Source organism: Lysinibacillus sp. ACHW1.5 (genome assembly GCF_022014815.1).
GTDB lineage: Bacteria > Bacillota > Bacilli > Bacillales_A > Planococcaceae > Lysinibacillus > Lysinibacillus capsici.
Genome location: NZ_CP091777.1, coordinates 3,016,476 through 3,031,918 on the forward strand (window position 1 = coordinate 3,016,476; position 15,443 = coordinate 3,031,918).

14 protein-coding genes are annotated in these 15,443 nt (G+C 38.1%); 1 reads left to right on the plus strand and 13 read right to left on the minus strand.

Translation table 11 applies throughout. The features are described from left to right. Positions 1-235: 235 nt before the first annotated feature. The gene (locus L6W14_RS15055; RefSeq protein ID WP_131520548.1) at positions 236-1,036 is read right to left on the minus strand and encodes a CsxC family protein; all 801 of its coding nucleotides are present in this window, start codon (positions 1,034-1,036) and stop codon (positions 236-238) included. 505 nt (positions 1,037-1,541) lie between these two features. Here L6W14_RS15055 and L6W14_RS15060 point away from each other — a divergent pair. Next, entirely contained in the window at positions 1,542-2,891 is a 1,350-nt protein-coding gene (locus L6W14_RS15060) for an IS1182-like element ISBsp5 family transposase (protein WP_237898043.1), read from the plus strand. Between the two features lie 189 nt (positions 2,892-3,080). Here L6W14_RS15060 and L6W14_RS15065 read toward each other — a convergent pair whose 3' ends face one another. The 12 genes from L6W14_RS15065 to L6W14_RS15115 all read right to left on the minus strand — a co-directional run bounded on the left by L6W14_RS15065 (position 3,081) and on the right by L6W14_RS15115 (position 15,158). After that, positions 3,081-3,818, minus strand: coding sequence for a 16S rRNA (uracil(1498)-N(3))-methyltransferase (locus tag L6W14_RS15065; RefSeq protein ID WP_009373826.1), 738 nt, complete (start codon positions 3,816-3,818; stop codon positions 3,081-3,083). Between the two features lie 81 nt (positions 3,819-3,899). Next, complete coding sequence (prmA, locus tag L6W14_RS15070; RefSeq protein WP_004227050.1) at positions 3,900-4,841, minus strand: 50S ribosomal protein L11 methyltransferase; 942 nt, start codon at positions 4,839-4,841, stop codon at positions 3,900-3,902. 21 nt (positions 4,842-4,862) lie between these two features. Next, entirely contained in the window at positions 4,863-5,981 is a 1,119-nt protein-coding gene (dnaJ, locus tag L6W14_RS15075; protein ID WP_237898272.1) for a molecular chaperone DnaJ, read from the minus strand. A 233-nt stretch (positions 5,982-6,214) separates the two neighbouring features. Next, the gene (dnaK, locus tag L6W14_RS15080) at positions 6,215-8,056 is read right to left on the minus strand and encodes a molecular chaperone DnaK (protein WP_131520547.1); all 1,842 of its coding nucleotides are present in this window, start codon (positions 8,054-8,056) and stop codon (positions 6,215-6,217) included. A 74-nt stretch (positions 8,057-8,130) separates the two neighbouring features. Continuing rightward, complete coding sequence (gene grpE / locus L6W14_RS15085; RefSeq protein WP_131520546.1) at positions 8,131-8,703, minus strand: nucleotide exchange factor GrpE; 573 nt, start codon at positions 8,701-8,703, stop codon at positions 8,131-8,133. Between the two features lie 17 nt (positions 8,704-8,720). Further along, positions 8,721-9,749, minus strand: a complete 1,029-nt coding sequence (hrcA, locus tag L6W14_RS15090; RefSeq protein WP_131520545.1) for a heat-inducible transcriptional repressor HrcA — start codon at positions 9,747-9,749, stop codon at positions 8,721-8,723. An 89-nt stretch (positions 9,750-9,838) separates the two neighbouring features. Further along, positions 9,839-10,984, minus strand: a complete 1,146-nt coding sequence (gene hemW, locus L6W14_RS15095; RefSeq protein ID WP_237898273.1) for a radical SAM family heme chaperone HemW — start codon at positions 10,982-10,984, stop codon at positions 9,839-9,841. Between the two features lie 173 nt (positions 10,985-11,157). Continuing rightward, positions 11,158-12,342: a chromate efflux transporter gene (chrA, locus tag L6W14_RS15100; RefSeq protein ID WP_237900991.1), complete on the minus strand. Its 1,185-nt coding sequence runs from the start codon at positions 12,340-12,342 to the stop codon at positions 11,158-11,160. Positions 12,343-12,406: 64 nt separating this feature from the next. Beyond that, positions 12,407-13,255, minus strand: coding sequence for a DUF4179 domain-containing protein (locus L6W14_RS15105; RefSeq protein ID WP_131520542.1), 849 nt, complete (start codon positions 13,253-13,255; stop codon positions 12,407-12,409). 101 nt (positions 13,256-13,356) lie between these two features. Beyond that, on the minus strand, positions 13,357-14,556 hold the full coding sequence (locus tag L6W14_RS15110; protein ID WP_131520541.1) for a DHH family phosphoesterase: 1,200 nt from the start codon (positions 14,554-14,556) through the stop codon (positions 13,357-13,359). A 220-nt stretch (positions 14,557-14,776) separates the two neighbouring features. Then, positions 14,777-14,908, minus strand: coding sequence for a hypothetical protein (locus L6W14_RS23080; protein WP_255501587.1), 132 nt, complete (start codon positions 14,906-14,908; stop codon positions 14,777-14,779). 43 nt (positions 14,909-14,951) lie between these two features. Next, entirely contained in the window at positions 14,952-15,158 is a 207-nt protein-coding gene (locus L6W14_RS15115) for a helix-turn-helix transcriptional regulator (RefSeq protein ID WP_054550090.1), read from the minus strand. Between the last annotated feature and the right edge of the window lie 285 nt (positions 15,159-15,443).

Here is a 15,443-nt window from a genome sequence, read left to right on the forward strand (position 1 = left end):
ATACGATTATGTTAGGACAATTGAAAATCTACAATACTAATTACAATCCATATTATGCAATATTTTTACTTTTGTCACAGTCCCACCATGAGATACAATTGGAAGACGCATGTCCTTATCTTGCCAAAAAAAGCAGTTAAAAGTTCGAGTAAAAGTGAACTTTCAACTGCCCAACAACATATTTGATTTTATATCAGTATTATTGTTACCATTTTTGCTCCACTACATAAAAAAATTAACAAGGCTCAGTAGGCGGAATCATATCAGGAACAATTGGTGTTGCTGGTGGAGTAAGCCCTGGTAGAACAGGTGTTACTACACTACTTCCAGCGCCCAAACGGATTTGTTGAACTTGCAATACTTTTACAGTAAGTTCTAAGACAATTTTTTCACGTAATGTGCTGAATGCTTCTTCAGGAGCTGCCATAATCGGTGAAAAATCAAGTTCAAAGAAATTGGCTGCTACTAATTCACCAAATGGTTGTTCATTGTATTTAACGAGATTTTGGAAAAAAGCCTTATCTAATCGAGCATCCATTTGTGTTCTTTCGTTAAGGAAGTTCGCTTCAGCAAACTCGGAAATGCCTAAGATTGGTGTTGCGCCTCCAGGTGTTTGTGGGAAAATAAGATCTGTAAAACCAGAAAACGGAACATCAGCAATTCTATCCTGAAGTGCCCCATTACATGATGATGAAGCATATTCGATATTTTTCCGAATATGTCCTGCTACAAATAATTTAGCTCGTGTTACTCTAAAGAAATCAGTGTTAGCAATACGCGCAAAGCTAACTGGTACCAATTTCACTTGATTTAGAAAGACATTCTTTTTCACTCGTTTAATCTCTGTCGCTGCAGGACTAAGTGTAATATCCGACTCGACAACGATTTGCAGTGTTGGTTCTGCCAGTACAACTGGAATTTTAATAGTTGGCGTCGTAAGTGGTGTAGTAACTAGTGGTGTAATCTCATTCGTTAAGGGTATTTGTTCAGTTGATGTTACTGGACAAGGTTGAATTTGATTAAATTGTTCACTCAAAAAATTCCCTCATTTCAATATAGTATTAGTGAGCTCTCCTATCGCTAGAGTATGTCGCAATTAAATCTATGTATGGACATTGAACTTGTTCTTTTACATATTTTATTTGGAATGTTTGAGGTTGTGATTTTCCCGGTTGATCTTACACAATGCGCTAAAACTCCATTTAAGCAGGAATTTAACGCAGACCCCCTTCAAATATGATTTACGTAAAAAAACCACTTAATAATATTAAGTGGCCAGACTGTAGACAAACTCAATGAATTTTGAGTTTGCCTACAGTCTTTTTTCTTTTACAATAAAATAAAGTAAAGCCGTTGATTTCCACTACGGGCGGACGCTTTCCGCGGGCGGGGTCGAGCTGCTTCCCTCGCTTCGCTCAGTCCAGGATCTCGACTTTCCCGCTTTTCCCGCAGGAGTCGCCACCCTTCGTTCCAATCAACTCCTACATAAAGAATTCCTTATTCATCTATTGATAAAAAGTACACTTTCGAGGTGATTAACCATGATGACGAAAAATCAAATCAATGAACGTGAACAATTAGAAATGTTAACGATTGATCAATTAGTTCCCCAAGATCATTTAGTACGAAAACTAGAGGCGGCTATTGATTTTTCATTTATCTATCCTTTAGTAGAACATCTCTATTCACCTAATGGGCGTCCTAGTATTGATCCTGTTGTTCTCTTTAAAATGACGTTTATTCAGTACGTTTTTGGTATACGGTCCATGCGTCAAACCATCAAAGAAATTGAAACGAATATGGCGTATCGTTGGTTTTTAGGATTTGGCTTCCATACAGAAGTTCCGCATTTCTCTACCTTTGGTAAAAATTATGTCCGTCGCTTTCAAGACACTGATATATTTGAGCAGATATTCTATCGTATATTAAAAGAGATTATGCATCAAGGACTCCTCCATGCAGACCATTTATTTATCGATTCTACGCATGTGAAAGCGAGTGCGAATAAACGAAAGTATGATAAAAAAGTTGTGCGAAAAGAAACACGGGCTTATGAAGAGAAACTTCAATTAGAGTTAAATATTGATCGTGAGGAACATGGAAAAAAGCCCTTTTCCCCGGAGAAATTTGAAAAAGAAGAATGGAAAGAAATAAAGGAAAGCACGACAGATCCTGAAAGTGGGTATTACGTGAAGGATGAACGTACGAAACAGTTTGCGTATTCTTTTCATGCAGCGACAGATGAAAAGGGCTTTGTCTTAGGTGCCATTGTGACTCCGGGAAATGTGCACGATAGCCATGTATTGCAGCCACTTGTTGAAAGAGTCATTCAAAACGTTCAAAAACCAATCGCTGTTGCGGCAGATGCAGCCTATAAAACACCAGCGATTACGAACTTTTTATTAGAGAATCAAATGTTGCCTGTTCTTCCGTATACACGTCCTAAAACGAAAGATGGATTCTTCCGAAAGCACGAGTATATATATGACGAGCACTATAATTGTTATCTTTGCCCACAAGGGCAGATATTGAAGTATGCAACAACGACGAAAGAAGGATATCGGCAATATAAATCGAATCCTTTGATTTGTGCGAAGTGTCCAAGCCTTTCCCAGTGTACAGAAAGTAAGCATCATCAAAAACTCATTCAACGCCATATCTGGGAGTCGTATGTGGAGGAAGCTGAACATTTACGCCATTCCTATGACATCAAACAAATCTATGCAAAGCGCAAAGAAACGATTGAGCGTGTCTTTGCCGATGCAAAAGAAAAGCATGGTATGCGATGGACAACCTTAAGAGGTCTGAAAAAATTGTCCATGCAGGCGATGCTTACTTTTGCTGCCATGAATTTAAAGAAACTGGCTACTTGGACGTGGCAAGTAGCTTAAGAGAGCAACTATGCTCGAAGCGTATGTTGGATTTGGTAATGTATGACCAAATATCAAGACGACATAGGAAGAAAAATGATAAAAGCCCTTGAGAGTGAACTTCTCGAGGGCTTTTGTCTACAGTCTGACCACTTAATAATATTAAGTGGCTTTCTCTAAGTTATGTTGATAATAAATTATACATAGCTGTTATTCAAATTCATAGGATATGGCAGACAGTGCGTATAATGGCGCTGTTTCTGCTCGTAAAATTCTCGGTCCTAATGACATCGTTTGAGCGCCTGCTTGTAATAGCGCTTCCGACTCTTGACGAGAAATGCCTCCCTCAGGACCAAAGATAATAAGCATTGATTTCGATTTCTTATCATACACGTTTTTTAGCTTCTCCGCAAACCTTGTGCGCTTTTCAGCCTTTGCATCCTCTTCATCAGCAATAAAAACGGCATCGAATTGATCTATTTGTTGTACTAGCTGTTTAAATGATATGGGTTCAAAAACTGTTGGAATATGCGTACGGTGAGCTTGTTCCGCAGCTTCCTTAGCAATTTTCTGTAATCTTTCTTGCTTTTTTGCTCCTTTTTTCTTGTCCCATTTCACAATGGAGCGCTCAGCTTCAAAGGGTAATAAAGCAAACATTCCTAGCTCTGTGGCTTTTTGGGTAATAAGCTCCAGCTTATCACCCTTCGGTAAACCACATGCTACTGTTACTTGAATGGGTAACTCTGGGGAAGGGATTGTTTGTCCAGTCGCTTCAATGACAACCTCATCCCCTTCAAATCCTTCAATTGTGCATATATACGCAGTGTTTTGTGCAACAACTACAATGTTGTCGCCTTGCTTCATACGCATCACTCGTTCAATATGCCGTGCATCTTCTCCACTAATACGTGCATTTTCGATAGCTGTCTCAATAAAATAACGTTGCATGCCACACAGTCCTTTCTAGCAAGAAAGGAAAACGCCAAATCACAAGCACACGGCTCACGATTTGGCGCTTCCTCAGTCATGTTATAGTGGACGACGGGCAATAATGGCTACCCAATCTTCCATTAATAATACTTCTTCAATCACAAAGCCTGAAGCTTCTAGTGCTACTTTCACATCATCTCGTTTTGCACCGATGATGCCCGAAGTGACATATAATCCACCTGGTTTTACAATTGTATACGCGTCATCTGTGAAGGACATGATGATTTCAGCCAAAATATTAGCGACTACTACATCTGCTGGTTCTTTTACAGTATCCAATAAGTTACCATGGAACACTGCCACCTTATCTTCCACTTTATTTAATGCTACATTTTCTCGCGCTGAACGTACAGCAACCTCATCTAAATCAAGCGCATGCACACTTTTGGCACCAAGTAATGCTGCACCAATAGACAATACACCCGATCCTGTACCGATATCAACAACTGTATCCCCTTCTTTAATGACCTTTTCAAGTCCTTGTAAACACATTACCGTTGTTGGGTGGGTACCTGTACCAAATGCCATACCAGGGTCTAATTCAATAATTAGTTCATCTGTTGAAACAGGTGTGTATTCCTCCCATGTCGGTACGATAGTAAAGCGTTCAGAAATCTTAACAGGATGGTAGTATTGCTTCCAGGCAGTTGCCCAATCTTCTTCATTGACTTCCACAATGGATACCACATTTTCACCGATATCAATGTTAAAGTTCGTTAAATTTGTGATAGCTGCTTTTATTTCTTCGACTGTTTCATTTAAAAAACTAGACTCTGATAAATAAGCTTTAACAATCACGCCATCTTTCGGAAAATCATCTTCATTTAGCGCATAAATTTCACCATATTGATCTTCACGTGGCTTCGCAAACTCTGCAGAATCTTCGATGACAACACCACTTGCACCTGCTTCATGCAAAATATTCGAAATTGCTTCTACCGCATCATTTTTTGTATGAATGGATAATTCTGACCACTTCACGTAGCTCTTCAGCTCCTCTAATTATTCACCTTGGAATTTTTTCTTAATTTTATCGAATAGTGAACTACCTTGTTCTTCAGGGATATCGCCACTAATTTCTGCAAATTCTCGTAGTAATTGTTTTTGTCTTTCCGTTAATTTTTCTGGTGTCATCACTTTTACTGTCACATATTGATTACCCATACCATAACCATGAACATTTTTAACACCTTTATCTTTTAGACGGAATTGAGCACCTGACTGTGTTCCAGCTGGAATACGTAATTTTACTTTCCCATGGACTGTTGGTACTTCAATTTCATCCCCAAGTGCTGCTTGAGGGAATGTTAATTTCAACTCGAAGTAAATATCGTCTCCATCTCGTTCAAAATCCTTGTGTCCTTGAACGCGGAACATAATATATAAATCCCCTGCAGGTCCACCGTTTATACCTGGTTCACCTTGACCAGATACACGAATTTGTTGTCCATCATCCACACCTGCTGGAATCGTCACTTTAATTTTCTTACGTTTTTGGACTTTTCCTTCTCCACGACAAGTCGTACATTTTTCTTTAATAATTTTACCTGTTCCATGACATGTTGAGCATGTACGACGATTCATCATACGACCAAATGGTGTATCCACTGCTTGATTGATTTGTCCTGCACCTTTACATGTCGAACATGTTTCTGGTTGCGTGCCTGGTTGTGCTCCTGAACCGTGACATGTTTCACACGTTTCATCTTTTGGGATTTCTATTTCTGTTTCTTTTCCAAAAATAGCTTCCTCAAATTGGATGTTCATACGATATTGCAGATCATCCCCTTTACGTGGCGCATTTGGATCCTGACGGCGACCACCTCCGCCAAAGAATGAACTGAAAATATCCTCGAAGCCGCCAAAGCCGCCCCCTCCAAAGCCACCACCAAAACCAGCATTCGGATCCTCATGACCAAATTGGTCGTAGCGTGCTTTTTTCTGGTCGTCACTTAATACTTCATATGCTTCAGCGATTTCTTTGAATTTTTCATCTGCACCTGGCTCTTTATTAAGGTCAGGGTGATATTGTTTTGATAATTTACGGTATGCTTTTTTAATCTCATCTTTTGTAGCCGATTTTGTTAAACCAAGCACCTCGTAATAATCGCGTTTCTCCATGATTCACACTCCGCTCTGTTTGCATAAAATCTATTGTAACATGCAGTTGAAAAAACTGCCTCTTTTTTTCGATTAAAGGTTCTATAAATTCCAATAATGAAGATATTCACTTCCTAGCAGCTAACGTATGCAACTATCCCATAAATGGTGCATTTACGTGAAGTGACCTCACATCATGACAAAAGCCAAAGCCGCAAGCGGTCTTTGGCTTTTTCACTTTACTGTGTTACTTCTTATTTATCATCTTTTACTTCTTCGAATTCAGCGTCTACAACACCGTCATCTTTTTTACCAGCATCAGTGTCTGCACCTGCATCGCCACCTTGAGCTGCTTGAGCAGCTGCTGCCGCTTGTTCGTAAACTTTCATCACTAGTGGCTGTAATACGCCTTCTAGTTTTTCTTTAGCTGCTTTAATACCTTCTAATTCACCAGCTTCAAGCGCTTTTTTCAATTCATCACGAGCATCTTCCACAGATTTTTTCTCGTCTTCTGTAATTTGCTCACCAAGGTCAGCAATTGTTTTATCCACTTGGAATACTAATTGGTCTGCTTCGTTACGAAGATCTGCTTCTTCTTTACGTTTAGCATCTGCTTCAGCATTAGCTTCAGCATCTTTTACCATGCGTTCAATTTCTTCCTCTGATAAACCAGAATCAGATTGAATCACAATTGTTTGCTCTTTGTTCGTACCAAGATCTTTTGCTTTTACAGATACGATACCGTTTTTATCAATATCGAATGTTACTTCGATTTGAGGTACACCACGAGGTGCTGGTGGAATATCTGCTAATTGGAAGCGACCTAATGTTTTATTGTCAGCTGCCATTGAACGCTCACCTTGTAAAACATGAATATCTACTGCTGGTTGGTTATCAGCTGCTGTAGAGAAAACTTGAGATTTTGAAGTAGGGATAGTTGTGTTACGGTCGATTAATTTTGTGAACACGCCACCCATTGTTTCAATACCAAGTGAAAGAGGTGTTACGTCAAGTAATACAACGTCTTTCACATCACCTGTTAATACGCCACCTTGTACTGCAGCACCCATTGCAACAACTTCGTCAGGGTTAACACCACGGTGAGGCTCTTTCCCTGTTTCTTTACGTACCGCTTCTTGTACTGCCGGAATACGTGTAGAACCACCCACTAAAATAACTTGGTCAATTTCAGAAGTTGACAAACCTGCATCAGATAATGCTTGACGCACTGGTCCTACTGTACGGTTTACTAATGGTAAAGTAATTTCGTCAAATTTCGCACGCGTTAAAGAAATTTCTAAGTGTAATGGACCTGCTTCTCCAGCTGTAATGAATGGTAGAGAGATTTGAGTTGATGTTACACCAGATAAATCTTTTTTCGCTTTTTCAGCAGCATCTTTTAATCGTTGCATCGCCATTTTATCTTTTGATAAGTCTATGCCATTTTCTTTTTTGAATTCAGCTACTAGATATTCGATAATTGCGTCATCGAAATCATCTCCACCTAGTTTGTTATCACCAGCTGTAGCTAGTACTTCAAAGACACCGTCACCTAACTCAAGGATAGACACGTCAAACGTACCGCCTCCAAGGTCAAATACTAATACTTTTTGATCTTGATCTTGTTTATCTAATCCATAAGCAAGAGCTGCAGCAGTTGGTTCGTTGATGATACGCTCTACTTCTAGACCTGCGATTTTACCAGCATCTTTAGTTGCTTGACGCTGTGCATCGTTAAAGTAAGCAGGAACTGTAATAACTGCTTTTGTCACTTTTTCCCCTAAGTAGTCTTCAGCATAGCCTTTTAAGTATTGAAGAATCATTGCAGATACTTCTTGTGGCGTGTAGTCTTTATCTTCTACTGTTACTTTTTCAGCTGTACCCATTTTTGATTTAATAGAAATGATTGTGTTAGGATTTGTTACTGATTGACGTTTCGCCACTTCACCAACTTGACGTTCACCATTTTTAAAGGCAACAACAGATGGCGTTGTACGGTTTCCTTCTGGGTTTGGAATTACTTTTGGTTCTCCACCTTCAAGTACAGAAACGCAAGAGTTTGTTGTTCCTAAGTCAATACCAATAATTTTGCTCATTAAAATTTCCTCCTATTATGTCAACGCAAGGGATGCGTTTTCTAACTAATTTTAATTGATTAAATAGTGCAAGACTATTCGTTCACAGATACCATTGTTGGGCGTAATACACGATCCTTTAAGATATACCCTTTTTGTAGTTCGCGTAAGACGATACCCGTTTCTTTTTCACTATCTTGTTCTTGCATAACAGCTTGGTGAATCGTTGGATCAAATTGCTCACCTTCAGCTTTAATCACTTGTAGACCTTCTTTTTCTGTTGCTTCAATTAAAGAGCGATACACCATTTCAATTCCTTTAATGATCGATGCAGTCTCTTCAGAAGTTGTCTCAACTTGTAAAGCACGTTCAAAATTATCAAGGACTGGTAATAGATCAGATAGTAAGCTTTGGGCGCGATACTTTTCAGCTGCCTCACGGTCTAACTGATTACGACGGCGCATATTATCGAAGTCAGCACGTAAACGTAGGTGACGATTTTCCTCATCAGCCAGCTTTGCTTGTAGTTCAGCCAGCTTAGCCTCATACTGTTCTTCAATTGATAACTCTGCTTCTTCCTGAACTTCTGTTTGCTCTACTTCCTCAGTTGTCGTTTCAGCTTGTACATCTTCTTGTACTAAATCTTTGTTTTCAGTTGTTTCCGTCACTTGAATCCTCCTCATTATCATTCACTACGATTCTTCATAAAGGCTTGTGTTAAATCCAAGCGCATTACGTCTAATAAAGCCACAACACGCTTATAATCCATACGTGTAGGGCCAATAATAGCAATGGCTCCCTGTTGATCATCACCAATAGAATAGGTAGTGGTAATGACACTGCAATTTTCCATTTCTAGTTGTTTATTTTCTGAGCCTATCCGAATATGAATACCTGATTCATTCGGATGGAAAAGTGACTGCACTTGGCTAGTCGTCTCCATTAAGTCCAAAATCATCCGGACTTTATTTAAGTCATGGAATTCTGGCTGGTTGAACATATTCGTTTTCCCACCATAGAAAATTTTACTTTCTGAATTATGCATTGTTGCTGTGATAAGTGCGCGAATAAAATCATCCGCTGATCGAACATGTTGCTGTAACACGGCTAGCACTTCAGCTTCAAGGCTTTTATGGAGATCTTCTAATGAAACTCCAATAAGGCGATCATTTAAGATATTCACCATTTTCTCTAAATCAGAAGCGGTAAAGTCAGGGGGTAGAGTGAACATGCGGTTTTCTACATGCCCATTATTCGTCACGATAATCGCTACTGCTGTGTCGCTAGAAAGGGGGACAATTGAAAACCGTTTAACACGATGCCTCTGGACATCAGGTCCTAAAAGTATGGAAGTATAAGATGTCAGCTCTGATAAAATGTTGGCTGACTTTCGGATAATATGCTCTACTTCTACTAGTCGATCATTAAAAATTGATTGAATTTGTTGAATGTCCTTGGAATTGATACCTTGAGGACTCAACAAATGATCTACATAAAATCTGTAACCCTTTTCCGAAGGCACTCGACCAGAGGAGGTATGCGTTTTTTCTAAAAAGCCTAATTCCTCTAAATCCGCCATTTCGTTTCGAATAGTGGCTGGACTAAATGTAATCCCTTGTTTTTTGGAGATTTGGCGAGAACCTACCGGCTGCGCAGACACAATAAAGTCGTCTACAATGACTTGCAATATCTGTAACTGCCGATTTGTTAGCATGATTATCACCTCTGTTAGCACTCAACTAAGAGGAGTGCTAATACTATTATTAAGTTATCAAATCCCACATTTTATGTCAACGATATCGCTCAATCTTCTAGCAAAAATTGTTGAAATACTTCATTGCCCACAAAACGTCCTTTTCTTGTCAGGCGTACACCAAGTTCATCCTGTTCTAAAAGCCCCTTTGACACTAGATCTTTTATTACCACATCATAATGGGCAGACATCGGTGTTTTAAATTTCTCTTCATATAAAGTGTGCATAACACCCTCTGTTTTTCTTAGCCCTAAAAACATTTGTTCTTCTCTTTTTTCCACTTGTGATACTTCATGTGCGTGGACAATTGGTAGCTCATTTGCCTCAACAGCTTCCATATACTTTTTTAATGGACCGTGATTGGAATAGCGTATACCTGCTAAATACCCATGAGCCCCTGCGCCAAACCCCGCATATTCATCATTATCCCAATAAATCTTGTTATGCTCTGAATGATACCCAGGCTTTGCAAAATTACTAATTTCGTATTGTTGAAGCCCATGTAAGGCCATTTGTTGCATCAGCACATCATACATATCCGCTTCTAAATCTTCTGTCGGTAAATACAGTTTCCCTTTAGCGTACTGATTATAAAAAATCGTTTTGGGTTCCACAATAAGAGAATAGGCGGAGAAATGTGGCAAATCAAGAGTAAAAGCTTTGGCTAAGGAGTCCTTCCATTGAGCCATTGTTTGTCCAGGTAAACCATACATTAAATCAATGCTAATATTACGGAAGCCAATTTTTCTTGCCAAGGCGATCGTTTCATAGACATGATCATTACTATGAGTGCGTCCAATCTTCTGTAGTAATCCTTGGTCAAAAGATTGTACACCCATGCTTAATCGATTAACACCACCGTCAAACAACACCTGCAATTTGGCTGCAGACAATTCATCCGGATTTGCCTCTGATGTAAATTCTGTCACACTATTCATTGGAATATACGTATGAATAGACGTTAGTAGTTTGTCCAATTGCTCAGGAGATAAAGCTGTCGGTGTTCCACCACCCAGAAAAATCGTCTCGATGTTATGGAATTTTTCAGGATGTTTTTCTGTTGTCAAGGCCATTTCTTTTCCAAGCGCTTCTATATATTCATCCACTGGTTGATTTTTAAAATAAAATTTATTGAAATCACAATAATTGCAGATTTGATGACAGAAAGGAATATGAATGTAAACACCTCGTGCCATAGCAATCCCTTCTTTCCCGTTAAGTCTTTTCCATTTCTACATTATAACGAATCGATAGAAGGAACGCTATGAAACCCCATAGGTTCTTTTAATGAATATTGCTTCTGTAATGACAAAACAAACTGCACCTCCGATTATTAGTTAGAATCTAACAATCGAAAGTGCAGAATTTTTCATGTATAAAAAATGATGCCCACAGCCATTCCTAACAGCACCAATAAATAAGGCTGTATTTTCCACCGAATTAAACACCATAAAAAAATAGCCACTATGAAAATATCTAACATGCTAAGGATGGTTTGTGTCACAATAGGATCTACAAAAGCAGCGGCTAGAATGCCAACGACCGCCGCATTCGCGCCTGCCATCGCACCTCTAAGACGTGCAATTCGACTTAGGCTAATCCAAAATGGTAGCGCCCCAACCACTAGCAAAAACGCTGGTAAAAATATTGCAAGAGTAGCAATAATTGCTCCTGGAACGCCTGCAATAACCATACCGATATATGCAGCAAATGTAAATAAAGGTCCTGGAACTGCTTGTGTCATACCGTAGCCAGCTAAAAAATCTGAAGTACTTATTTGACCACTTTGAACAAATTGTGTTTCCAGTAAAGGTAAAACTACGTGACCGCCACCGAATACTAAGGCACCTGCAAGATAAAACTTCTCTATCATGGAAATCCACTCATGATGCCATAAGGCACTTAATATAGGTAAACCTAGGAGTAGCATGAAAAAAAGTACTACTAAAACCGTGCCAGTTGTTTTAGAAATAGGTATAAGAACTAATTTTGAGGTATTACCCTCGTCACTTTTTTTTAGAAGTTGAAAGCCTAAACAAGCAGCGATCAATATTGCTGCGATTTGAGCAAATGGATTTAGCCATGTCAATACTGTTATCATTGTCAATAAAGCAATCAACCAATGCCATTTTGTCGAGAGTAGCTTTTTGCTCATATCAAAAATAGCATGGGCGACAATCGCCACTGCTACTAACTTCAAACCATGAATCCAATCCATCTTTAACTCTGTATACTTGGAGAAATAGGCAAAAAGTATAAGTATCAGAACGGATGGTAAGGTAAAACCAAGAAATGATAGAAAGCTTCCTAACACTCCTCCTCTAAGTAAACCAATTCCCATCCCCACCTGACTAGATGCAGGACCGGGCAAAAATTGACTTAACATAACAAGTTGACCATAATCATGTGCAGAAAGCCATTTACGTTTCTGTACATATTCCTGTTGAAAATAACCTAGATGAGCTGTTGGGCCTCCAAACGAGGTACAGCCCAATTTTAAAGCAACAAAAAAAATCTCCCAAAGCCTTCGCAAACTCTCAACTACTTTCCATATCTTTTATTTCATCTTACACGGAAGGCTATGTTTTTTAGGTTAAGAGTTTGTAAAATTTACTTCATTATTCATCTCTCTTTATTTTAATTGCAGAACCTACTTTACTACCCTCTTTATTGATTGGAATTAAAGTGTATTTTTTTTCTGTTAGATAGAGTGCATCTACACGACTTCCCCACCTAGTACCCTCTTTATTTAATGGATAGGGTGTTGCAAAAGTCCATGATTGTCCAGATTTTGATTGGATTTTAAAGTGTAGCGCATCATTGACAACACTTTCCTCAGTATGAAAATAAATCGTTGTAGAAATAGGTGTGGAGACAACTTTATCAATAGTTATTTCCTGCCGATCAACATGTTTCACTTTTTTATCAATAGAAAAGATTTCACGATCTTGTTGTAATTGCTCTTGTGAAGCATCTACCTGAAATTCCCATGGCTTCTCAATTGGTGTTTCAACATTCCAATCTTTATAACGAATAACTAATTCTAATTGTTCATCAGTCGGAAAATCATCCATTTTAATACTATTGTATATCGTATAGACGTTGGCAGACTTTGCTATGGACTGTCCTCCATTACGAACCATATAATCTTGACCATTGACGAGAATTTGCGGAAAGAAAAACACTTGATGGTCTGGCTTAAACTCTTTTCCAGGTTCGAAAGTTGCATTCAGTAAAATTTGATTGTCATCTATAATCACTTCATTTAATGTTAACCGTCCTAAGCTATTGCTAGCTGTTTTCCCCACATCCGTTTTATAGGCTTCAAAATTCACATCCTGATCCCACCACAAATACAGCGTCGATCCACTAGCAATCATTAATAAAAGGATCACAATAATAAGCCATTTCTTACTTCTCCGATTTTCCTTATCCAAATCCACAACTCGAATCATATCATTGGACAACCGTACACCTCATTTTTATAAAAATCGTTATGATTCATTGTAGTGCTCAATCATGCATTATATAACCTTCTATGTTGAAGATTCATTATGTATAAAAGGATTTACATCCCTTTATGTAGATGACGAACTTTATTGACTTCACGCATTAAATAGTCCACAAAGAGATCATCTCTTACTAGCCATGCTTGTTTATTTCGCTTTAAAAACCACTCTGCTTCATTAAAGCTCGCAAAGGATTGTGTCAGTGGCATGTTATTTTTTTCAATTATCCAATCAACCTCATCGTTTGAAGAAAGCACGAACATTTCATCTTGCTGATTTTTATAGAAACTCCCAAACGTAGACCCTTTTACATTATAGCGATTTCTTTTAGCATCCTCTGGAATAGGCTCTATATGGAATGTTGCCACTACATACTGGTTGTAAGCTTCCACCGTTAATGAGCAGCCAGCAGCCTTTTGATGCCCACCTCCACCATATTTGGCAGCAATTGCTGACACATCAATATGATCATGGATTGTTCGAAAGGATATCTTTTTACTGCCCATATTAATCATCGCAATATAATCAAGATGCGGATTTTCCTTTCCCAATTCATTGCCAAGTTCAGAAAGATAGGATTCTGCATAGACAACCCCAGCATAGTATTCACCCAAAGTGGTTTGAATAAGTTCCCGTTTCTTACGCCGAATGTAACGTTCTGTTTTTTCTTCTTCCATGCTTAAAATTTTCTTTTCAAAATCATCGAAGTCAAAGTGATCACTTGTTTTTAAACGCTCAAGCATCTTCTCTTCAAACTCTTCAATAGACACTAGAAAAAAGAGTGCATTTAATCTTTGCGCTTGTAAATTGCCGTTCTTTTCCCATTCCCATGTATCGTATTGTCTTACTAACTCTACAAATTCAGAAACGGCTTCTGTTTTTTCTAATAGTCCATGGATAACCAGGTATTGATAATATAAAGATGTAGCTGACGTTAAAAAGCCTTGCTCGTCCTCAATTAATACTTTTCCCCATTCATATTGATTGAAATGGAGTGCTGTCTTATGATGATCCAGCAATTGCACATTACCAGTCGCCTGATAATAATCATGAATCCTTTTTTCATTCTCTTCATTTGGAGAAAGATCTGTAATAAACAAAAATGTTTTCTGTTGCTCATTCTCCAAAAAGAATTCGATTTCGCGATCAAGTGCAGTAATGGAATTGTAGCGTATCTTCACCTCATCGTTAAAAGCAAGCTTGGCTAAAATCCCACACCCTACTCCGTCTAAATCGTTATGTGATAATAATTTATACATGCTCTCACCTCGATTGTAGTATGAGTATTTTTTCGGTATTCAAACAGCTAATGACGTTCAATACGTAACAACATTGATATTGTTTTTCAGATAACATACATTAAAACCATATATCTTTAGGATGAAAGGGGACACAGTGAATGAAAAGGAAACTAGCTTATAGTGGAATCGGATTTATTTTGTCTTTGTTTTAAACCTTTGTAATTGTAATTAAATTCTTTTATTCTTGCGAAATTTTCTCCAATTGGGCGATCACTTTATCGTATGTTGCCAATTTAATTTGTTCTAGCACTTTAATCTGAGCCTGTTGTCTTTCAGCTTCCATCATTATCAAAGTTGTTTCTACATTCATTTCCCTCTGCTCCTTCTACATTAAAATAGGTTATTTAGAATCTCTATTCAAAATCTCCTTGATTAACCCAAAATATTTCATCCAATGTCGCATTCACTGTATAGCAAATCAGTAAACAAAGCTTCAAGGATGGATTAAAACTCCCCTTCTCTATCCGTAGTACAGTCTGTCTTGATATTCCTACTGCATCGGCTAATTGTTGTTGTGTCAAATCTGCTTTGACACGTGCAATTTTTACATGATTTTTCATATATTAACCTCCATATATATGGAGTAAAATATAGTTTACTTTATGTAAATTATATATCACATATATTTTAAAAATAATATCTAATGTTACACCTATTTAGTAGAACAGAATATACTTCGTAGTATAAAAGAAAATAAAATAATTGGTATATTTATGGTAATTAAATATTTTTTATATTAGAATTTTCCATGAATGGTTTTTGTATATCAACCGTTCCCGAAATATCAGAAAAGAATGGGGGTCTTAAATGAAAAAATCAGTCCTACTTAGAGTATTGGCATTTAT